This is a genomic window from Pseudomonas sediminis (assembly GCF_002741105.1).
Taxonomy (GTDB): domain Bacteria; phylum Pseudomonadota; class Gammaproteobacteria; order Pseudomonadales; family Pseudomonadaceae; genus Aquipseudomonas; species Aquipseudomonas sediminis.
This window is the reverse complement of the sequence record NZ_NIQU01000001.1, coordinates 1,068,032-1,088,041: the sequence shown is the minus strand read 5'-3', so window position 1 is coordinate 1,088,041 and position 20,010 is coordinate 1,068,032. Positions and strand designations below refer to the sequence as shown.

Annotated in this window: 15 protein-coding genes; 2 read left to right on the top strand and 13 right to left on the bottom strand. The window is 63.2% G+C overall.

Going from position 1 to position 20,010, the window contains the following annotated elements; genetic code table 11:
• The first annotated feature begins 129 nt into the window (after positions 1-129).
• Entirely contained in the window at positions 130-1,149 is a 1,020-nt protein-coding gene (gene torT, locus CDO35_RS05000; protein ID WP_099522847.1) for a TMAO reductase system periplasmic protein TorT, read from the top strand.
• Here the strand turns inward: torT and betA are convergent.
• The 8 genes from betA to CDO35_RS04960 form a co-directional block, all read right to left on the bottom strand.
• Positions 1,138-2,844 carry a choline dehydrogenase gene (gene betA, locus CDO35_RS04995; protein WP_099522846.1) on the bottom strand — a complete coding sequence of 569 codons (1,707 nt, stop codon included), beginning with the start codon at positions 2,842-2,844 and terminating at the stop codon, positions 1,138-1,140. The two genes, torT and betA, sit on opposite strands and share 12 nt — an antisense overlap.
• 162 nt (positions 2,845-3,006) lie before the next feature.
• Positions 3,007-4,479, bottom strand: a complete 1,473-nt coding sequence (betB, locus tag CDO35_RS04990; protein WP_099522845.1) for a betaine-aldehyde dehydrogenase — start codon at positions 4,477-4,479, stop codon at positions 3,007-3,009.
• A 189-nt stretch (positions 4,480-4,668) separates the two neighbouring features.
• Complete coding sequence (betI, locus tag CDO35_RS04985) at positions 4,669-5,259, bottom strand: transcriptional regulator BetI (RefSeq protein WP_099522844.1); 591 nt, start codon at positions 5,257-5,259, stop codon at positions 4,669-4,671.
• 235 nt (positions 5,260-5,494) lie between these two features.
• The gene (locus CDO35_RS04980) at positions 5,495-6,346 is read right to left on the bottom strand and encodes a glycine betaine ABC transporter substrate-binding protein (protein WP_099522979.1); all 852 of its coding nucleotides are present in this window, start codon (positions 6,344-6,346) and stop codon (positions 5,495-5,497) included.
• Positions 6,347-6,553: 207 nt separating this feature from the next.
• Positions 6,554-7,498, bottom strand: coding sequence for a choline ABC transporter substrate-binding protein (locus CDO35_RS04975; RefSeq protein ID WP_099522843.1), 945 nt, complete (start codon positions 7,496-7,498; stop codon positions 6,554-6,556).
• Between the two features lie 30 nt (positions 7,499-7,528).
• Entirely contained in the window at positions 7,529-8,413 is an 885-nt protein-coding gene (locus CDO35_RS04970) for an ABC transporter permease (RefSeq protein ID WP_099522842.1), read from the bottom strand.
• Positions 8,406-9,611 carry a quaternary amine ABC transporter ATP-binding protein gene (locus CDO35_RS04965; protein ID WP_099522841.1) on the bottom strand — a complete coding sequence of 402 codons (1,206 nt, stop codon included), beginning with the start codon at positions 9,609-9,611 and terminating at the stop codon, positions 8,406-8,408. Before CDO35_RS04965 ends, CDO35_RS04970 begins: the two co-directional genes overlap by 8 nt.
• 975 nt (positions 9,612-10,586) lie before the next feature.
• Complete coding sequence (locus CDO35_RS04960; RefSeq protein ID WP_099522840.1) at positions 10,587-11,531, bottom strand: ABC transporter substrate-binding protein; 945 nt, start codon at positions 11,529-11,531, stop codon at positions 10,587-10,589.
• 692 nt (positions 11,532-12,223) lie between these two features.
• On the opposite strand from CDO35_RS04960, the gene gbdR reads away from it, so the two are divergent.
• Positions 12,224-13,318 carry a choline metabolism transcriptional regulator GbdR gene (gene gbdR, locus CDO35_RS04955; RefSeq protein ID WP_099522839.1) on the top strand — a complete coding sequence of 365 codons (1,095 nt, stop codon included), beginning with the start codon at positions 12,224-12,226 and terminating at the stop codon, positions 13,316-13,318.
• 102 nt (positions 13,319-13,420) lie between these two features.
• Here gbdR and CDO35_RS04950 read toward each other — a convergent pair whose 3' ends face one another.
• The 5 genes from CDO35_RS04950 to dgcA all read right to left on the bottom strand — a co-directional run bounded on the left by CDO35_RS04950 (position 13,421) and on the right by dgcA (position 19,970).
• Complete coding sequence (locus CDO35_RS04950) at positions 13,421-13,672, bottom strand: hypothetical protein (RefSeq protein WP_099522838.1); 252 nt, start codon at positions 13,670-13,672, stop codon at positions 13,421-13,423.
• A 25-nt stretch (positions 13,673-13,697) separates the two neighbouring features.
• Entirely contained in the window at positions 13,698-14,471 is a 774-nt protein-coding gene (etfB, locus tag CDO35_RS04945) for an electron transfer flavoprotein subunit beta (protein ID WP_099522837.1), read from the bottom strand.
• A 101-nt stretch (positions 14,472-14,572) separates the two neighbouring features.
• Positions 14,573-15,802, bottom strand: a complete 1,230-nt coding sequence (gene etfA, locus CDO35_RS04940; protein ID WP_099522836.1) for an electron transfer flavoprotein subunit alpha — start codon at positions 15,800-15,802, stop codon at positions 14,573-14,575.
• Between the two features lie 37 nt (positions 15,803-15,839).
• Positions 15,840-17,801, bottom strand: a complete 1,962-nt coding sequence (gene dgcB, locus CDO35_RS04935; protein ID WP_099522835.1) for a dimethylglycine demethylation protein DgcB — start codon at positions 17,799-17,801, stop codon at positions 15,840-15,842.
• 108 nt (positions 17,802-17,909) lie between these two features.
• Positions 17,910-19,970, bottom strand: coding sequence for a dimethylglycine demethylation protein DgcA (gene dgcA, locus CDO35_RS04930; protein WP_099522834.1), 2,061 nt, complete (start codon positions 19,968-19,970; stop codon positions 17,910-17,912).
• Between the last annotated feature and the right edge of the window lie 40 nt (positions 19,971-20,010).

Here is a 20,010-nt window from a genome sequence, read left to right as displayed (position 1 = left end):
TTGTGTCCTTCACTCTAGGCTGCTGGTTCAGCAGGGGCAACTGCGGCAGGCTGCGGGCAGGCGCGAGTCAACGGGAGTGCTACGCTGGGTTGACTGGCACATCGCCCGGCAAGGGCTAAGGATGGCTTCATGCGCTGGTTATCTCTGTGGTTTTCGCTGGCCTGTCAGCCATTGCTGGCAGCCGAGTGGTTTCCGTATCCGGTACGTGCCGATGGCCGCCTGCTGGATTACCGGCCTCTGCCGGTGGCCAGCCAGCCCTGGCGGATCTGCGCGCTACTGCCCCATGGCAAGGACCGCTACTGGTGGGGCGTGGCCTGGGGCCTGGATCAGGAGGCCAACCGTCTGGGCGTACGCCTGGGCATCTATGAGGCCGGTGGCTACGAGCATGCCAATGTGCAGGTGGAGCAGTTCGAGCATTGCGTGGCCGAGGGCGCCGATGCCTTCGTCGTCGCCAGCATCAACACCTATGACCTGTGCAGTGCGGCAGAAGTGCAGAGCAAGGCAGGTCGCCCGGTCATCGATCTGGTCAATCGCCTGGAGTGCCCAACGCTGAGCGCACATTCGCGGGTCGATTTCGCCGACATGGCGCGCACCACGCTCGAGTATCTGGTGCGCATCAGCGATGGTCGGCCGATTCAGGTCGGCTGGCTACCAGGTCCAGCCGATGCCGGCTGGGTGCAGGATGCCGAGCGTGGTCTGCGCGATGCCTTGCCGGGAACCCGGGTGACCCTGGTCCATGGCGGTTATGGTCCAGTGGATCGCAGCCGGCAGGCGCAGTTGGCGCGCGAGCTGTTCAAGCAGCATCCGCACCTCGATTATCTGATTGCCAATGCCGAAGCAGCAGCCTTCGCTGCGCAACTGGTGCGTAACCTCGGCTCCGAGGCACAGGTGCTGTCGCTGTACGCCACCGAGCGGGTGCTGGAGCAGATACGCGAGGGGCAGGTGCTGGCCGCGCCCACCGACTCACCGGTGATTCAGGCGCGTATCGCGCTGGATCTGGCCGTTCGTGGCCTGCAGGGCGAAAAGCTGCCGCAACTGGTGAGCCCGCAGATCGAAATGCTCGACGCGGAGGCGCTGGATCGCTTCGACCTCGGCCGGCTGATGCCGCCCGAGGGGCACTGGATGATCCGCCAGGAATTACCCGACTAACCTGTCGTGCTGGCTGCGCAGCGGCGTGCCGCGCACTGGGCGCTCACCGGCGACGAAGTAGGGCGCGGTGCTGCGCGGCAAGGGCTGGCGACCGCGAATCCAGTCCGCGATCTTCTCCGCCATCATGATGGTGGTGGCGTTGAGGTTGCCGGTGATGATCTCCGGCATGATCGACGCATCCACCACGCGCAAGCCCTGCACGCCGTGCACGCGGCCCTGGCTATCCACGACTGCCATGTCGTCCTCGCCCATCTTGCACGAGCAGGACGGGTGGAAGGCGGTTTCCGCATGCTCGCGGATGAAGGCATCGAGCTCGTCGTCGCTCTGCACATGCGCGCCAGGGCTGATTTCACGGCCACGGTAAGGGTCCAGTGCCGGCTGCGCCATAATCTCGCGGGTGAGGCGAATGCCGTCGCGGAACTCCTGCCAGTCCTGCTCATGGCTCATGTAGTTGAACAGGATGCTCGGGTGTTGGTGCGGGTCCTTGGACTTGAGCTGGATACGCCCGCGGCTGGGCGAGCGCATCGAGCCGACGTGAGCCTGAAAGCCGTGCTCGTTCACTGCGTTGCTGCCGTTGTAGTTGATCGCCACCGGCAGGAAGTGGAACTGGATGTTGGGCCAGGCGAATTCCGGGCGGGTGCGGATGAAGCCTCCGGCCTCGAACTGGTTGCTGGCGCCGATGCCGTTGCCGGCGAACAGCCATTGCGCGCCGATGCCTGGCTGGTTGAGCAGCTTGAGCGCCGGGTACAGCGACACCGGCTGGGTGCAGGCGTACTGCAGGTACATCTCCAGGTGGTCTTGCAGGTTCTGGCCGACGCCAGGCAGTTCATGTACCAGCGCGATGTCCAGCTCACGCAGCAGCGCGGCAGGGCCGACGCCGGAGCGCTGCAGGATCTGCGGCGAGGCGATGGCACCTGCGCACAGCAGCACTTCGCGGCGGGCACGGGCGGTGATGGTGTCATTCGAATTACCGATCAGATAACTGACGCTACTGGCGCGCTTGCCGTCGAACAGGATGCGGTCGGTGGTGGCATGGGTGACGATGGTCAGGTTGGCGCGCGCCCGTGCCAGATCCAGATAGCCCCGCGCGGTACTGGCGCGGCGGCCTTCCCGGGTCACGGTACGGTCCATCGGGCCGAAGCCTTCCTGCTGGTAACCGTTGAGATCATCCGTGCGCGGATAGCCGGCCTGCACGCCAGCCTCGACCATGGCGTGGAACAGCGGGTTGTTACCGGCCTTGGGCGTGGTCACGCTCACCGGGCCATCGCCGCCGTGGTAGTCGTTGGGACCGATATCGCGGGTTTCCGCCTTGCGGAAGTACGGCAGGCAGTCGAGGTAGGTCCAGTCTTCCAGGCCTTTGGCCGTGGCCCAGTTGTCGAAATCCAGCGCGTTACCGCGGATGTAGCACATACCGTTGATCAAGGATGAGCCGCCCAGGCCCTTGCCGCGCCCGCACTCCATGCGGCGGTTGTTCATATACGGCTCGGGTTCGGTCTCATAGGCCCAGTTGTAGCGTCGGCCCTGCAGCGGGAAGGCCAGGGCGGCCGGCATCTGAGTGCGGAAGTCGAGGCGGTAATCGGGGCCGCCAGCTTCCAGCAGCAGCACGCTGACACCTTCGTCTTCGGTCAGACGGGTGGCCAGGACGTTACCGGCCGAGCCGGCGCCGATGATGATGTAGTCGAATTCCTGGGTCATGCTTCCTCCTGTTGCCCGGCTGCGAACCGGGAAAACCTGGATGAATGTCCCCGGATGGCATCCGGGCTGCGGGGGCGGCGATTCTTGGTAGGAGCGGATTCATCCGCGATGTCTTTCGCGGCTGAAGCGGTGCGCCGCCCGGCCGCTCCCACAAAACGGTGTTCAGAACACTGACGCGTAATCGCCCATTTCCAACTGCACCGACTTGATGCGGGTGTAGTGGCCGAGGGTGACCAGGCCGTTCTCGCGGCCGACGCCGGACTGCTTGTAGCCGCCCACCGGCATCTCGGCCGGCGACTCGCCCCAGGTGTTGATCCAGCAGATGCCGGCTTCCAGCTTGTGGATCACCCGATGCGCGCGGTTCAGATCGCGCGTCACCACGCCGGCAGCCAGGCCGTAGTCGGTGTCGTTGGCGCGGCGGATCACTTCCTCTTCGCTGTCGTAGATGAGGATGCTCATCACCGGGCCGAAGATTTCCTCGCGGACAATGGTCATGTCGTCCCGGCAATCGGTGAATACGGTCGGCGCCACGTATGCGCCCTTGGCGTAGTCGCCATCGGTGACGCGTGAACCGCCGATCAGCAGGCGCGCGCCTTCTTTGCGGCCTTGCTCGATGTAGCCGAGCACGCTTTCCATGTGCGCGTAGCTCACCAGCGGGCCGAAGTTGGTGGTGTCGCCGAGTGGATCGCCGAGGCGGATGCGCTTGACCCGCTCCAGCACCTTGGCCTCGAAGCGCGCTTGCAGCATGCGCGGTACGAACACGCGGGTGCCGTTGGTGCACACCTGGCCGGAGCTGTAGAAGTTGGCCATCACCGCGATGTCGGCGGCGCGGTCCAGGTCGGCGTCCTCGAACACGATCAGTGGCGATTTACCGCCCAGCTCCATAGTCACTTCCTTGAGGCTGGAACTGGAGGCGCTGGCCATCACTTTCTTGCCGGTGACGGTGCCGCCGGTGAAGGAAATCTTCTCGATACCCGGGTGCTCGGTCAGCCACTGGCCGACTTCGCGACCGCTGCCGGTGAGCACGTTGAACACGCCGTCGGGCAGGCCGGCTGCGGTGTAGATCTCGGCCAATTTCAGTGCGGTCAGCGAGGTGACTTCGCTGGGCTTGAAGATCATCGCGTTACCGGCGGCGAGGGCCGGAGCAGACTTCCACAGGGCGATCTGGATCGGGTAGTTCCAGGCGCCGATGCCGGCGACCACGCCCAGTGGCTCGCGGCGGGTGTAGACGAAAGAAGTCTCGCGTAGCGGGATCTGCTCGCCCTCGATGGCCGGGATCAGGCCAGCGTAGTACTCCAGCACGTCGGCGCCGGTAACGATATCGACGTAGCGGGTTTCCGACAGTGGCTTGCCGGTGTCGAGGGTTTCCAGCTCGGCCAGCTCGTCGTTGCGCTCACGCAGGATGTCCACGGCCTTGCGCAGGATGCGCGAGCGCTGCATGGCGGTCATCGCTGCCCACACCTTCTGCCCTTCGGCGGCACTGGCCACGGCGCGGTCGACATCCGCCTGGCTGGCGCGCTGCACCTTGGCCAGCACCTCACCGGTAGCCGGGTTGATGCTGTCGAAGGTTTCTCCACTGCTGGCGGCGACGTACTGGCCACCGATGTAGAGCTGCTGTTCGGCGAAATGGGGCATGGGCTGTCCTCTGCACTTGGCAATCTGCTAAGAGAACAGCCTATTTTATTTAAATTGAACGATCAATCAACAAAAACGACAGCGCGCAGCCAAACGCGACATGCACGCGGGCGAACGGTCGTCCGTAGGGTGGGCTTTAGCCCACCAGGGTTGAAGGATCGAGCTCCTGAGGCTTCGCCGCCGACAACCCTAACGGGCCTTGGCCAACTGCAGGTCGAGATAGTCGTAAGCGATGCGGCGCGCCTGCTCGGTGTCGAAGGCCTCGCCGGACAGCGCGCCACGCAGCCAAAGACCGTCGATCAGCGAAGCCAGGCCGCGGGCGGCGAAGCGTGCCTGGTCTTGCGGCAACGCGCGATGGAACTGGCCACACAGGTTGGAGTAGAGGCGGTGATCATTGACCCGCTGTAAGCGGCGCAGGGCCGGCTGGTGCATGCTGCTGGCCCAGAACGCCAGCCAGGTCTTCATCGCCGGGCCGCTGACCTGACTTTCATCGAAGTTGCCATCGATCATCGCCTTCAGGTGTGCTCGCGTGCTGTCCTCGCGCAATGCGCGACGGCGTTCCCCCACGGCATTGCTGAGCGCCTGCATCAAATGGCGCATGGTCGCTTCGAGCAGCCCGTTCTTGTCGTTGAAGTAGTGGCTGATGATGCCGTTCGACACCCCCGCCAGGCGGGCGATATAGGCGATGCTGGCATCGGCCATGCCGACCTGGTCGACCGCTTCCAGGGTGGCGGCGATCAGTTGCGAACGACGAATGGGCTGCATGCCGACCTTGGGCATGGGGGTCTCCAGCGGGTGAAGTTGGGCCCGAGTCTAGGCGGATTTTGATCGTTCGATCAATCAAGCGAGGTGGGGGAGCGGGGGCGGGGCGCCGATTCCGCAGGCTGTCACGGGGCGACCTTGGCCGTGCACACCGCCTTATCATCGGTGCCTGCGGTGCACACGCGACCTTGCAACATCCTACGGAAACGACAAAGCGGGCCGAAGCCCGCTTTGTGATGCGACTGGGGGAGGCTTACTTCAGCCACTCGGCAACGCGGTCCGGGTTCTTGGCGATCCAGTCCTTGGCGGCCTGGTCAGGCTTGGCGCCTTCGCGGATGGCCAGCATGACTGCACCGACTTCTTCGCCGCTCCAGGAAATCTTGCTGAGGAAGGCGGCAGCGTCGGCGGCCTTGCCCTTCAGTTCCGGGTTGGCCACAGTGTCGACACGCTCGTCGTCGCCGAAGACTTTCTTCGGATCTTCGAGGAAGCGCAGTTTCCACTTGGCGAACATCCAGTGCGGAATCCAGCCGGTGACCACGATCGGCTTCTGCGCTTTCTCGGCACGGGTCAGGGCGGTGGCCATGGCCGGGCCCGAGCTCGGCATCAGCTTGATGCTGGCCAGGTTGTATTCCTTGATCGCGTCTTCGGTGCGGCGCATCACGCCGGCACCGGCGTCGATACCGGTGATCTTGCCGTCGAAGTCCTTGGAATATTTTTCAAGGTCTTCGATGGTCTTGGCTTGTACGTAGTCCGGCACGATCAGGCCGATCTTGGCGCCGGAGTAGTTGGTGCCGAGGATTTCCACCTTGTCCTTGAGCTTGTCGTAGTACTCGCCGTGGGTAGCCGGCAGCCAGGCGGAGAGCGTGGCATCGAGGTCGCCACGGGCCACGCCCTGCCACATGATGGCGGGTTCGACCGGTTTCAGCTCGACGGTGTAGCCGAGTTTGCTTTGCAGGATTTCACCGGCGACATGGGTGACGGCGACGCTGTCGTCCCAGCCGTTGACGTAGCCGATCTTCAGGGTGGGTTTGTCGGCGGCCAGGGCGCTGCCCATGCCGATGGCCAGGGCGGCAGCGCCGAGGCAGAGGTGCTTAAATACGCGCATGTTGTTGTGCTCCATCAGTGAGTGGCAGTTGCAAAATCGTTGACTGGCTCGTTCTCATTGCGGGCCTTGCGAATCCGTGTTGCGCAGCAGATAGCGGTTTCGCGGGCAAAGTCTCCCCGTCACGGCCAGAAATCAGCCGCTAGTGGTTTACGAGGAGATTTTCAGGCTCGAACCCTGAGGTTCGAGCCCGAATCGGGTCGTGGCCTGTTACAGCCCGACGTGTTTCTTCACGGCGGCAACGCCGTCCTGACCGTCAAAGGTGGTCACGCCGCTCAGCCACTGGTCGAGGATCGCCGGGTTGGCCTTGATCCACTCCTTGGCGACGGTCTGCGGGTTTTCCTTCTCCAGCACCTTTTCCATCAGTTGGCTTTCGATATCGACGGTGAACTGCAGGTTGTTCAGCAGTTTGCCGACGTTCTCGCAGCGCGCTTCGTAATCCGGCGGTACCACGGTGTAGACCTTGGCCGCGCCGTAGTCGGGGCCGAACACGTCGTCACCGCCGGACAGGTAGGTGATGTCGTGCTGGGTGTTCATCGGGTGCGGCGCCCAGCCGAGGAAGACCACCGGCTCTTTCTTCTTGATGGCGCGCGATACCTGCACCAGCATCCCGGCTTCGCTGGACTCGACCATGCGGAAGTCGCCGAGGTCGAACTGGTTGTTCTTGATCATGCCGTCGATCAACAGGTTGCCATCGTTACCCGGCTCGATGCCGTAGATCTTGCCGCCCAGTTGATCCTTGAACTTGGCGATGTCCTGGAAGCTCTTCAGGCCAGCCTCGGCTGCGTAGGTCGGCACGGCCAGGGTGTACTTGGCGCCTTCGAGGTTGGCCTTGGGCAGCACCTTGACACCGTCATCCTTGAGGAAGGGCTCGATCACCGAGTCCATCGACGGCGCCCAGTAGCCGAGGAAGACATCGACCTGGCCGCTCTTCACGCCAGTGAAGGCGATAGGCACCGAGGCCATGATCTTGCGTGGCTGATAGCCCAGACCTTCGGCCAGGGTCATGGCCACACCGGTGGTGGCGGCGATGTCGGCCCAGCCAATTTCGGCGAAACGTACCTGCTTGCAGCTCGCCGGTTCAGCGGCCATGGCGCCCTGCATCAGTGCGCAGGACAACAAGCCGATGACGGCGGTGGTCTTGATCGTTTTCATCTGCGGTTCCCTGTGAAGTGAAAAAACGGATTAGCTGGACTGGCGCTGCAGTTTGCCACTGAACCAGGCGAATAGGCCGCGTTTGGCGGTCTGCGGCGTGCCGAAGCTTTCGGTGATGCGGTCGAGGATGATCGCCAGCAGCACCACGGCCATGCCGCTCTCGAAGCCTAGACCGATGTCCAGTCGCTGGATACTTGCCAATACATCGTTACCCAGGCCACCGGCGCCGACCATCGAGGCGATGATCACCATCGACAGGGCCATCATGATGGTCTGGTTGACCCCGGCCATGATCGACGGCATGGCATTGGGCAGTTGCACCTTGAACAGCAACTGGCGGCTGGTGCAGCCGAAGGATTGGCCAGCTTCGACGATTTCCTTGTTCACCTGGCGGATACCCAGGCTGGTCAGGCGCACGGCTGGCGGCATGGCGAAGATCACCGTGGCGATGATGCCTGGCACGCGACCGAGGCCGAAGAGCATGGCAGCCGGGATCAGGTAGACGAACGCCGGCATGGTCTGCATGAAGTCGAGAATCGGCCGGATGATGGTGGCCACGCGCTCGCTCTTGGCAGCCCAGATGCCCAGTGGGATACCCAGCAGCAGGCTAATCAGGGTGGCAGAGAAGGTCAGGCCGAGTGTGACCACGGTCTGATCCCAGAAACCGGTCATGACGATCAGGATGAAGGCCACGGCGGTGAAAATCGCGAAGCGTGCGCCGATGCGCCACAGGCCGAGAGCGACGAAGATGGCGATCAGCAGCCAGGCTGGCGGCAGCATCAGCACCTTCTCGATGGCCTCGGAGAAACCGGCGACCACGCTGCCAATGCTGTCGAAGGCACCGCTGTAGTTGTCCAGCAGGTGCTGGACGACGTCGTTGACCCAGCTACCCAGGTCGAGTTTCTTGTCACTCATTGGATTCCCCCTGCAGTCGGGTCAGCAGGCGGCCCTTGCTGATGGCGCCGCAGTAATGGCCGTCGGCGTCTACCACCGGGATCGGACCTTCGTTGTCCACCAGGCGGGTGATCACATCTTCCAGCGGCATGTCTTCGGGCACCGGCACGACCTGCTTGAGCGCATCCGCTTCGAGTGGTCGGGGTTCGTCGCCGTCGACCATCAGGGCGATCTTCTCCAGGCTGATGGAACCCTGGAAGTTGTTCTGTTCGTCGACGATGAAGGCGTAGTGCTTGTCCAGCGCCTGCAGCTCCTTGCAGATTTTCGCGGCGTCCGGCGCGCTGCCGTTGTAGACGTAGGTCGGCACGCTGTCGGCCTTGAGCTGGCCAGCGGTGAGGTAGCGGCTGGTATCGACGGTGTCGAAGAAGTTGCGCACGTATTCGTTGGCCGGCTTCTCGATCAGCTCCTGCGGGGTGCCGACCTGGATCAGCTTGCCGCCTTCCATGATGCCGATGCGGGTACCGATGCGCATGGCTTCTTCGATGTCGTGGGAGACGAAGATGATGGTGCGGCGATGGGTCTTCTGCAGCTCCAGCAGCACGTCCTGCATCTCGCGGCGCTTGAGCGGGTCGAGGGCGGAGAAGGCCTCGTCCATGATGATCATCGACGGGTTCACCGTCAGTGCACGAGCCAGGCCGACGCGCTGCTGCATGCCGCCGGAGAGTTCGTGCGGGTACTTGTGGGCGAAGGTGTCCAGGCCGACCTGCTTGAGCACTTCCATGGCGCGCTTCTCGCGCTCCTTGCGGCCGGTGCCGGCCACTTCCAGGCCGAAGGCGGCGTTATCCAGCACACTGCGCGAAGGCATCAGGGCGAAGGACTGGAAGACCATGCTCATGTCGCGGCGGCGCAGGTCGATCAGTTGCGACTGCGGCAGCTTGGCCACGTTCTGGCCATCGATGTAGACGTCACCGCCGCTGGGCTCGACCAGACGGTTGATCAGACGGATCAGGGTGGATTTGCCAGAACCGGACAGGCCCATGAGCACGAAGATTTCGCCCTCTTCGACACTGAACGACACATCGCTGACGCCGATCACGGCGCCTTTCTCGGCCAGAATCCTCTCCTTGCTCCAGCCTTCCTTGAGCAGGTCGATGGCTTCTTGTGGGTTAGGGCCGAAAACCTTGTACAGGTGTTCGACCACGATCTTTCCAGACTGCATGGGACGTTTCCCCTTCAATCGGCATCCAGTTCGCGCTGGCACGGCTGGGTACGCATCGTCGAAGCGTAGAACAGCGGTGTCAGGCTTCTGATACCTGTTTGGGTGTTTGCTGGGTTTCGGGGCTGGCGAGCGCTTCGCTGCGGGCGTCGGATGTGGCGCTCGGGCACGCTGCAGCGGACGCGGCTGGTGGCAGAAACTGCCCACTGCGTCGTTGCAACCTGTTGATGAGTGACCACTGTCTTGCCGTGCTGCAAACCGCTTTCCAAACCCTCTGGCAGTGTTTCGAAGCCCATTCCTTTGGGGTTTCATGCGTCGTCCTGGCGCATGCGTACATCCGAAATTTCTTGTTGGGCTGGCGCCCTATCGATGGTGGGCCAGCGCTTATCTGTTCTTCGGTCCGGGGCGGTGGGCCCCAGTCTGCCGGTCCCCTCGGGAGGCGGCAGCGACGTCATCGGCTGACTCAACGATATAGTCTTGGGGTCTGCGCAATTATCGGTTTGCGACCCTGACGTGTTGGGCGACGACATGGCCCGTCACACCCCGTGTTTTTCCATGTTTTCGCCGTTTTTCGGGCTCCTGAAAGCACTGCGTGATGCCGTTTTGAATAGCGCTCGATGTGAGCATCGAGAAGCGCTTTCGAGAACGTGCTTTAAAAACCTTAACAGACTTTTTCGTCCCTTGGCCAAGGCTGAAAGCCGCGCCGGTGCTGGTTTTCAGACCTTTAAGCGAGGCGCAGGCGGCGTAGCGCGGGGGCTGTGGCGATGTTGAAAAAAATTTACAGTCAGAGGTGGAGGCGTGCCGAAAAGCGTTGAAAAATCCAAAGTCGGCGCAATGTGACCGATCGGTCATGGCCGGCCAGGCTTGCGAGCCTGGCCGTGATTCTCGACACGACAAGGGAAATCCCTTTCGAGCCATGAAGTGTTCTCTGCTTTCTGCCATTTTTATTGATTTTTCTCGGCTATTTCGTCGAATTTATCAGTCATTTTTCGCTAGCGATACGTCGAATACCTTGCTGATGGGGTCGCCTTGATAGCGAGTCACACCTTCCAGCCAGGACGCAACCATCTGCGGGTTGTCTTCGATCCACTGCTTGGCCACGCGGCGGCGATTGGTATTGCCTTCCAGCACGGCGCTCATCAAATGGTTTTCTGCGGCGATGGTGAAGGTCATGTTGCGAAACAGCTTGGCCAGATTGGGACACTGCTGGCTGAAACCGCCGCGTGCCACCGTGTTGACCTGCGCTGCACCGTAATTGGGGCCGAAATAATCATCGCCACCGGCCAGATAGCTCATCTTCAGACGCTCGTTCATCGGGTGCGGTTCCCAGCCCAGAAAAACTGCCCATTTGCCCAGGCGCTGAGTGCGTTCGACGTGGTTGAGCATTCCGCTTTCGCTGGATTCCACCAGGGTGAATCCCTGCAAGCCGAATACGTTGTCGCGGATCATGCCTTTGACCATCTCGTTGCCTTCGTTGCCGGGCTCGATGCCGAAGATCTGCCCGCTGAGCTCGTCCTTGAAACGATGGATGTCGGCGAAGTCCTTGAGCCCCGCTTCATAACCTGGTGCCAGCACTGCCAGGGTGTAGCGCACCGTGGGCAGGTTGGTGTGCAGTTTTTCGATCTTGCCGCTGTCCAGGTGCGGCTGTACCTGCTCGCTCTGTGCCGGCATCCAGTTGCCAAGGAACACGTCCAACTGGCCTTCGGACAATCCACGATAGGTATCGGGCAGTGACATGCGGCGGATCTGCGTGCGATAGCCGATCTCTCCCAGTATCAGGCGAGCCACGGCGGTGGTCATGGTGATGTCGGTCCAGCCTACATCGCTCAGGCGTACCAGCTCGCAGCGCTCGGATTCTGCGGCGTACAAGGTGGTGGAAGAGGTGAGGGCGATCACGAGCAGCCAGCGAGCAAATCTGTTCATGGGGTGTGCCTCTGTTCGGGCGGCTGAAGCCGCTGGAAGATTCCTGGGGCGGACGATTGGCTATTTCACAGCAAGAGGTGGGCCGCCCTCTGGGCGAGAAGCGACACTGGCATGCCGAGAAAAGACCTTGATACGGCTGCTCGCTGCGGCGCGATTGAATATGTACGAGTCGGTTGGAGATCTGGACGTGCTGACGAAAGTTGGATCATCGCGAACCTGTTGCGGATTCGTCAGGTCGCTTGTCTCTATCAGGTCTGGCGGCTGGCACTTTGGCGAGCGTTGACCTGTGCTGGTGCAGTGATTCCGGCTAGGCCACCGCTTCGCGAGATTTTGGTGCGACGCGTGCGGTCATCGACTCCTTCGGTCGTGACCGATCGGTCGCTGCTGTTACCGTCCGTCCGTTACTGGTAATCAGGGAAGCCGTAGCAGGCCACTCAATCCGTGCTACCGAAATGCTCAAAGCCTTGTGGCAAGAGGCTTTGAGAGCGTTTCGCAAGCTCTTGGATTCGCGTCAAGAAGCCCGTCTGGCGCGCCACGCATGGAAGGCTCTGTTTTTATTGAACGCTTGATCAATTTAGGCATGACCTTTGCGTAGAGATGCATAGCCACCGGGTTTTCAGGCCTGGCCAGGATATAACAGAGGCCCACTTCAATTGGGCTCACACCGTGCTTAGCGTGAGAGGGTTCCATCAATGTCGCAGTTCAGCCAAGGGGCGCATCCCCAGAACCGTGTCGCCCAGTCCATCGGCTTCCTGCTCCTGGACAACTTCACCCTGATTTCTCTCGCTTCGGCGGTAGAGCCCCTGCGCATGGCCAACCAGCTTTCCGGCAAGGAACTGTTTCGCTGGCATACCCTGACTCATGATGGCCTGCCGGTCTGCGCCAGCGATGGCTTGCAGATCACCCCGGACGCGGCCATGCAAAGTGCGCCGGCGCTGGATGCGGTGATCGTCTGTGGTGGCGTGGATATTCAACACAGCGTCAAGCGTGAACATGTCAGCTGGCTGCAACTGCAGGCGCGCCAGGGGCGCCTGCTCGGTGCTGTGTGCACCGGCAGTTGGGCGCTGGCCAAGGCCGGTCTGCTCGACGGCTACGATTGCAGCGTGCATTGGGAGTGCCTGGCCTCGATGCAGGAAGCTTTCCCGCGTGCCGCCATCACCACTCGCCTGTTCTCCATCGATCGCAATCGCCACACGTCGTCCGGCGGCACCGCGCCGATGGACATGATGCTGCACCTGATCGGTCAGCAGCATGGCCGCGAGCTGGCAGCCGGCATCTCCGAAATGTTCATCTACGAACGTATTCGTAACGAGCAGGATCACCAGCGTGTACCGCTCAAGCACATGCTTGGCAGCAACCAGCCGAAGTTGCAGGAAATCGTCGCGCTGATGGAGGCGAATCTTGAGGAGCCGATCGATCTCGACGAGCTGGCCTGCTTCGTCGACATCTCCCGTCGTCAACTCGAGCGCCTGTTCCAGAAGTATCTGCACTGCTCGCCGTCGCGCTACTACCTCAAGCTGCGCCTGATCCGCGCACGCCAGTTGCTCAAGCAGACCAGCATGTCGATCATCGAAGTGGCCTCGGTTTGCGGCTTCGTCTCAACCCCGCATTTCTCCAAGTGCTACCGCGAATATTTCGGTATTCCGCCACGCGATGAGCGCGCCGGTCAGCAGGGCAACAACCTGGTGGTGCTGTTGCCGATCCCTGAGCAGCAAGCTCATTCCGGTGCCATGTTGGCGCTCAACCGTGCCCAGGGCGAGTCGACTTTCGCCAGCGTACGTATTTAGGTCGAGCTGCAATGAAAGCGGGGCGCCAGTGGCGCCCCGCTTTCATTGTGTCGTTGCTGTAGGGTGTCCGTCCGTAGGGTGCGCCATGCGCACCGAGGAATATCAAGCCGGCTTGGGCACCAGCGCTGGCAGTAGGTGCTTGCTGATGGCTTCGCGCACGTTGGGCAGTAGGGTGGCGCTGCCGCCGAGCAACTCCTCCACCAGATGACGCAAGGCCACGGCACGTTCGGCGCTGAGGCCGCTGACGGCCAGCTCGCAAGCCTGCTCGGGCGTGACGCCTGCTGGAATGCTCAGGCCCAACGCGATCAGGCGTTCGCGGAAGTCTTCCTGGTCGATCAGATCGGCATGCATCATGGTCGTGGCTCCTTGGCTTGGGGCGTCAACGCAGGACGCCTTCTTCGATCAGTAGCTTGAAGATAGCCTCTGCTCCTTCCTGTGGCGAGACATCCTTGAGGATCTGGCCGCCGCCACCACTGGCTTTGGCTGTAGCTGCCTTCATCCGTTCCGCGCCGGTCTTGGCCTTGATCACCTTGAGACGCTTGGGCCGCGGCTTGGCCGGCTGCAGGCTGGCCTCGGCCAGCAGCGTGTCATCCACCACCGTCACTTCATGTGCTTCGATCTGTCCGCGTCGCGCTGGGCCGAAGGCGCTCTGGCGCGCGACCGGAGCCGCGTTATCGACGCTTGCGACGCACGGCAGGCGTACCTTCAGGCGCCGCCGCTGACCACGTGGCAGTGCTTGCAGAACCTGAGCTACGCCGTTCTCGACCTTCTCCACTTCGGCCAGGCCGACGACCATCGGCCAGCCCAGCCGCTCGGCGAGCAGGAACGGCAGCATGCCCGAGCCTTCGCCGGTTTCCGCCTGGCTGCCGGTGAGCACCAGCTGCGTGCGGCTGCCTTGCAGGTAGTCGACCAGCAGCGGCAAGGCGTCGGCGCCTTCGGGCTGCTCCAGCACGTCGAGCTGTTCCAATCCCATGCCCAGGTAGCCGCGCAGGGCTTCGGCCTGGGGATCGCCAGCGTGCAAAAGCTGCAGATTCTGTCCGGCCAGACGCAGGCCGAGCTCCACCGCGCGCGCGTCCTGCTCGGCACGCCGTGGGCGAGCGGAGGTCGGGTGGGCGCCGACCGAGACCAGGGCGACGATATTCAGATCAGTCATGGTGGCAACCTCGAACCGTGGTAGCGGCTTTAGCCGCGATCTGGCCAAGCACGCAATCTGTCGCGGCTGAAGCCCCTCCCACGAGGGAGCATTCGTGAGAGTTAGGCCGCATCACGTTTTCCTTCCTGGCGCCAGGTCGCGACGCGCTCCATCAGCGCTGCGAGGATCGCTGCCGAGTCACCGATCACCGAGAGGTCGGCACGTTTGATCATGTCGCAGCCGGGGTCCATGTTCACTGCCACCACCTTGTCGCAGGCACCGATGCCCTGCAGGTGCTGGATGGCGCCGGAAATACCGACAGCCAGGTAGACGCGAGCGGTGACCCAGGTGCCGGTGGCGCCGACCTGACGGTTGCGCGGCATGAAGCCATCGTCGACCGCCACGCGCGAGGCACCCTCGGTGGCGCCCAGGGCAATGGCGGCCTGATGGAACATCTTCCAGTCCTTCACGCCGTTGCCGCCGGAGAGGATGAATTCGGCTTCGGCCATGGGAATCTGTGCAGGGTCTACGGCCACCGGGCCGAGATCTTCGACACGCGGCAGGCTGTGCGCGACTTTTTCGGCCAGCTCCAGCAAGCGGACTTCATGGCGGGTGTCGCTGACCGGCTCGGCGCATTCGGCGGCGGCCAGGATCAACCGTGGCAGTGCGCGCTGGATATCCTGCTGGCCACTGCCGGCACGGCCGATGGCCTGCTCGCCGGCGACCTGCCAGACGCGCGTGGCCGGGCGCTCACCGAGCTTGGCGGCCAGGCGTCGGCCCAGTTCGCCGCCGCCGGTGCGGCTGTCGGGCAGCAGCCAGTGGCGCGGCGCCAATTGGCTCTCCACGGCGCTCAGCGCCAGTACGCGGGCTTCCGGGGCGTAGCCGTCGAAAGCGTCGCCCTGGACGCGCAGCAGGCGGTCGACGCCGGCTGTGTCGAAGGCGCCTTCCTTGTCTTCGCCGAAGATCACGGCAACTACCGCGCCGCTATCGCCGGCCAGCTTGCGTGCCAGGCCGAGCAGATCCTTGTCATGGCTGGAGAGACGTCCGCCGACCATATCCGGCACCACGCAGATGTGGAAGGCTGGTTGTTCGATAATGTGCAGCGGTAGTTGCACCTCGACGCTGGCGTTGCTGCGTTTGCCGACAGTGCCCTGTTGGGCGCCGCTGCGATCGATGCGCTTGAGCCCGGCCGGGCCGACGAAACCGGCGGCAATGACGTGCGGGTTCTTGCGGACGATGCCATTGGGCCCCATCCAGCTGGTTTCGGCCTTCTGCATCGAGGCATGCAGTGGATGCAGGCGGTTGCGGGCGATCCACTCGGCGCGTGGGTCGCGGCGGATTATGTCGCTCATGCCTGGGCCTCCTGGATGCGCTTGGATTGTTGCTTCATCACTGTACCTCCGCCAGTTCGCGCTTGGCGGCAGGGCGCTTGGCCGCCACCTCGGTGGCTTCGATCAGCACTTCAGCGACCAGCTCGGCGATGTCCTTGATCTCCGGGCGTGGGGCGACCACGCCTTCGAGCATCGCGGTGCATTGCGGGCAGCCGACGGCTACCAGTTCGGCACCGGTTTCCTTGATGTCGACCATGCGCATGTCGGGGATACGTTGCTTGCCGGGGATGTCGGTGATCGGCGCGCCACCACCGCCGCCGCAGCAGCGCGAACGGAAACCCGAGCGTTCCATCTCCTTGACCTCGATGCCGATGGCCTTGAGCACCGCACGCGGCGCTTCGTACTCGCCGTTGTAGCGGCCGAGGTAGCAGGGATCGTGATAGGTGACGCTGGCGGCCTTGCTTTGGCCGAGATTCAGCGAGCCCTTGCGCACCAGCTCTTCGATGAAGGTGCTGTGGTGCAGCACCTGATAGTTGCCGCCGAGAGCGCCGTATTCGTTCTTCAGCACGTGGAAGCTGTGCGGGTCGCAGCTGACGATGCGCTTGAAGCGGTACTTGGTCAGGGTGGCGATGTTGCGCCTGGCCAGGTGCTGGAAGGTCGCTTCGTCACCCAGGCGGCGAGCCACGTCGCCGCTGTCGCGCTCTTCCAGGCCGAGTACGGCGAAGTCGACGTCGGCAGCCTTGAGGATCGTCACGAAGGCCCTAAGCGTTCTTTGATTGCGCATATCGAAGGCGCCGTCGCCGACCCAGAACAGCACGTCGGTTTCGCCCTTGTCGGCAAGCAGCGGCAGGTTCAGGTCGGCAGCCCAGTTCAGGCGACCGCCCGGGTTGAAACCGCCTGGGTTGTCGGTAGCAATGAGGTTTTCCAGCACTTCGGCGCCCTTGTTCGGCGTCGAGCCTTTCTCAAGCGTGAGGTGACGGCGCATATCGACGATGGCGTCGACGTGCTCGATCATCATCGGGCACTCCTCGACGCAGGCGCGGCAGGTGGTGCACGACCAGAGGGTTTCGGCATCCACCAGCGCCTTGCCGTTCAGATCGACGATTGGCTGATGCGGGCCGCCGCTGTGTTCACCGAGCGGCTTGCCTGGGTAGGGCGAGCCGGCGAAGTTGGCGTCATTGCCGCCGGCCAGGCCGATGACCATGTCCTGGATCAGCTTCTTCGGGTTAAGCGGCTGGCCGGCGGCGAAGGCCGGGCACATGGCCTCGCACTTGCCGCACTGCACGCAGGCGTCGAAGCCGAGCAGCTGGTTCCAGGTGAAGTCAGTGGGCTTTTCCACTCCCAGCGGGGCTTTTGGGTCATTCAGGTCCAGCGCTTTCAGGCCGGTGGAGCGACCGCCACCGAAGCGCTCGGCACGGCGGTGCCAGGCCAGGTGCAGGGCGCCAGCGAAGGCGTGCTTCATCGGCCCGCCCCAAGTCATGCCGAGGAACAGCTCGGATACACCCCAGGCCACGCCGACGGCGAGGATGATGGCCAGCACCCAGCCACCGAAGTCGGGCGGCAGGATGCCGGCCACCGGCAGCGTGGCGATAAAGAAGCTGGCCGCGAACATCAGCAGGCTTTTCGGCAGGCGCATCCACGGGCCTTTCGACAGGCGCGAGGGCGGGTTCAGGCGGCGCTTGGCGACGAATAGGGCGCCGGTGAACATCAGCACCGTGGCCGCCAACAGGGCGAAACCGAGGATGCGGTTGTGCAGGCCGAAACCGTGCACGACTATGGCCAGCACTGCCGCGAGAACGAAGCCACCGGCGGTGGCCACGTGGGTCTTGGACATGTACTTGTCGCGCTCGACCACGTGGTGCAGGTCCACCAGGTAGCGACGCGGCATCTTCAGCAGGCCGCCGATCCAGTCGACCTTGGCCGGCCGACCGCGACGCCACATGAAGAAGCGCTTGGCCGCCCCGATGACCGCGAGGGTCAGGGCGGCGAAGAGCAGAATGGGGAGCAGGGTGTTTAACATCGAGGACATCCTCAAGCCCGAGGGTGGGGCTGATGGAAGAGGCTCTGGCCGCGATGCTGCTTACCTAGTCGCGGCTAAAGCCCCTCCCACACCGGTTCAGCGGTTAGATCAGAAGTCCTTGCACAGGCGCAAGGCGTCATAGATCGCCGCGTGAGTGTTGCGCTGGGCCACGCAGTCGCCGATGCGGAACAGCAGGTAGCCGTCGCCCGGCTCGCTCAGGCACGGCTGCGGCTTGATCGCGAACAGCGCGTCGACATCGATCTGGCCCTTGTTACGCGAGCCCTGCTTGAGTGCGTAGTACAGCGACTCGTCAGGCCGCACGCCGTTCTCCACCACCACCTGGTCGACCACGCGCTCTTCCTTGGCGCCGGTGTATTCGTTCTCCAGCACCGCTACCAGTTTGTCGCCTTCGCGGTAGACCTTCTCCAGCATCAGGTCCCCGGTCATGATCACTTCTTTCGGATACAGGCTGCGGTAGTAGGTCGGGAAGCTGGTGCCGCCAATGGCCACGCCTGGCTTGATGTCGTCGGTGACGATCTCCACCTGTGCGCCCTTGTCGGCCAGGTAGTCGGCGACCGACATGCCGGTGAATTCGCAGATGGTGTCGTACACCAGCACGTTCTTGCCCGGCGCCACTTTGCCCGAGAGCACATCCCAGCTGCTCACCACCAGGCCTTCGTCAGCGCCCCAGTGCTCGTTCTGCTCCAGGAAGGGATGGCCGCCGTTGGCCAGCACGATGATGTCTGGACGCAGATCGAGCAGGGTGGCCTCGTCGGCCGCAGTACCCAGGCGCAGATCGATGCCCAGGCGCGCCAGCTCCAGTTGATACCAGCGGGTGATGCCGGCGATCTGGTCACGCTGCGGCGCCTTGGACGCCAGGGTGATCTGCCCGCCCAGTTGTTCCTGCTTTTCAAACAGGGTCACGTCATGACCGCGTTCGGCGGCGACGCGAGCCGCCTCCATGCCGGCTGGGCCGCCACCGACGATCACCACCTTGCGCTTGGCGCCTGTGGTCTTCTCGATGATGTGCGGTACGCCCATGTATTCACGGCTTGTGGCGGCGTTCTGGATGCACAGCACGTCCAGCCCCTGGTATTGGCGGTCGATGCAGTAGTTGGCGCCGACGCACTGCTTGATCTGGTCGATCTGGCCCATCTTGATCTTGGCGATCAGGTGCGGGTCGGCGATGTGCGCGCGAGTCATGCCGACCATGTCCACGTAGCCGCCTTCAAGAATGCGCGTGGCCTGGTTCGGATCCTTGATGTTCTGCGCGTGCAGCACCGGTACCTTGACCACTTCCTTTATGCCTGCCGCCAGGTGCAGGAAGGGCTCCGGCGGGTAGCTCATGTTCGGAATCACGTTGGCCAGGGTGTTGTGGGTGTCACAGCCCGAGCCGACAACGCCGATGAAATCGATCATGCCGGTGGCGTCGTAGTAGGCGGCGATCTGCTTCATGTCCTCATGGGACAGGCCGTCCGGGTGGAATTCGTCGCCGCAGATGCGCATGCCGACGCAGAAGTCGTCACCGACTTCCTTGCGCACGGCCTTGAGCACTTCCAGGCCGAACTTCATGCGGCCCTCGAAGGTGCCGCCCCATTCGTCGGTACGCTTGTTCACGCGCGGCGACCAGAACTGGTCGATCATGTGCTGGTGCACGGCGGACAGCTCGACGCCATCCAGGCCGCCTTCCTTGGCACGGCGTGCGGCCTGCGCGTAGTTACCGATCACCCGCCAGATTTCCTCGACCTCGATGGTCTTGCAGGTGGCGCGGTGCACGGGTTCACGGATGCCGGACGGCGACATCAGGGTCGGCCAGTGGAAACCGTCCCAGCGCGAGCGACGACCCATGTGGGTAATCTGGATCATGATCTTGGCGCCGTGCTTGTGCATGGCGTCAGCGAGATTCTGGAAGTGCGGAATGATGCGGTCGGTGGACAGGTTGACCGAACTCCACCACTGCTGCGGGCTGTCGATGGCCACCACCGAGGAGCCGCCACAGATGGCCAGGCCGATGCCGCCCTTGGCCTTCTCCTCGTAGTACTTCACGTAGCGCTCGGTGGTCATGCCGCCGTCGGTGGCGTAGACCTCGGCGTGCGCGGTGGAGAGCACGCGGTTGCGGATGGTCAGCTTGCCGATCTGGATCGGCTGGAACATTGCTTCGAAGGCCATTACGGCATCCTCACGGTAAGCGCTCTAGCGTTGTGGGAGG

Coding starts and splice junctions, on each gene's coding strand:
- betA (WP_099522846.1), bottom strand. CDS start 2,844: ATGACCCAGGAATTCGACTACATCATCATCGGCGCCGGCTCGGCCGGT.
- etfA (WP_099522836.1), bottom strand. CDS start 15,802: ATGAGCGACATAATCCGCCGCGACCCACGCGCCGAGTGGATCGCCCGC.
- torT (WP_099522847.1), top strand. CDS start 130: ATGCGCTGGTTATCTCTGTGGTTTTCGCTGGCCTGTCAGCCATTGCTG.
- CDO35_RS04960 (WP_099522840.1), bottom strand. CDS start 11,531: ATGAACAGATTTGCTCGCTGGCTGCTCGTGATCGCCCTCACCTCTTCC.
- dgcB (WP_099522835.1), bottom strand. CDS start 17,801: ATGTTAAACACCCTGCTCCCCATTCTGCTCTTCGCCGCCCTGACCCTC.
- CDO35_RS04950 (WP_099522838.1), bottom strand. CDS start 13,672: ATGATGCATGCCGATCTGATCGACCAGGAAGACTTCCGCGAACGCCTG.
- betI (WP_099522844.1), bottom strand. CDS start 5,259: ATGCCCAAGGTCGGCATGCAGCCCATTCGTCGTTCGCAACTGATCGCC.
- CDO35_RS04975 (WP_099522843.1), bottom strand. CDS start 7,498: ATGAAAACGATCAAGACCACCGCCGTCATCGGCTTGTTGTCCTGCGCA.
- etfB (WP_099522837.1), bottom strand. CDS start 14,471: ATGACTGATCTGAATATCGTCGCCCTGGTCTCGGTCGGCGCCCACCCG.
- CDO35_RS04980 (WP_099522979.1), bottom strand. CDS start 6,346: ATGCGCGTATTTAAGCACCTCTGCCTCGGCGCTGCCGCCCTGGCCATC.
- CDO35_RS04970 (WP_099522842.1), bottom strand. CDS start 8,413: ATGAGTGACAAGAAACTCGACCTGGGTAGCTGGGTCAACGACGTCGTC.
- CDO35_RS04965 (WP_099522841.1), bottom strand. CDS start 9,611: ATGCAGTCTGGAAAGATCGTGGTCGAACACCTGTACAAGGTTTTCGGC.
- gbdR (WP_099522839.1), top strand. CDS start 12,224: ATGTCGCAGTTCAGCCAAGGGGCGCATCCCCAGAACCGTGTCGCCCAG.
- dgcA (WP_099522834.1), bottom strand. CDS start 19,970: ATGGCCTTCGAAGCAATGTTCCAGCCGATCCAGATCGGCAAGCTGACC.
- betB (WP_099522845.1), bottom strand. CDS start 4,479: ATGCCCCATTTCGCCGAACAGCAGCTCTACATCGGTGGCCAGTACGTC.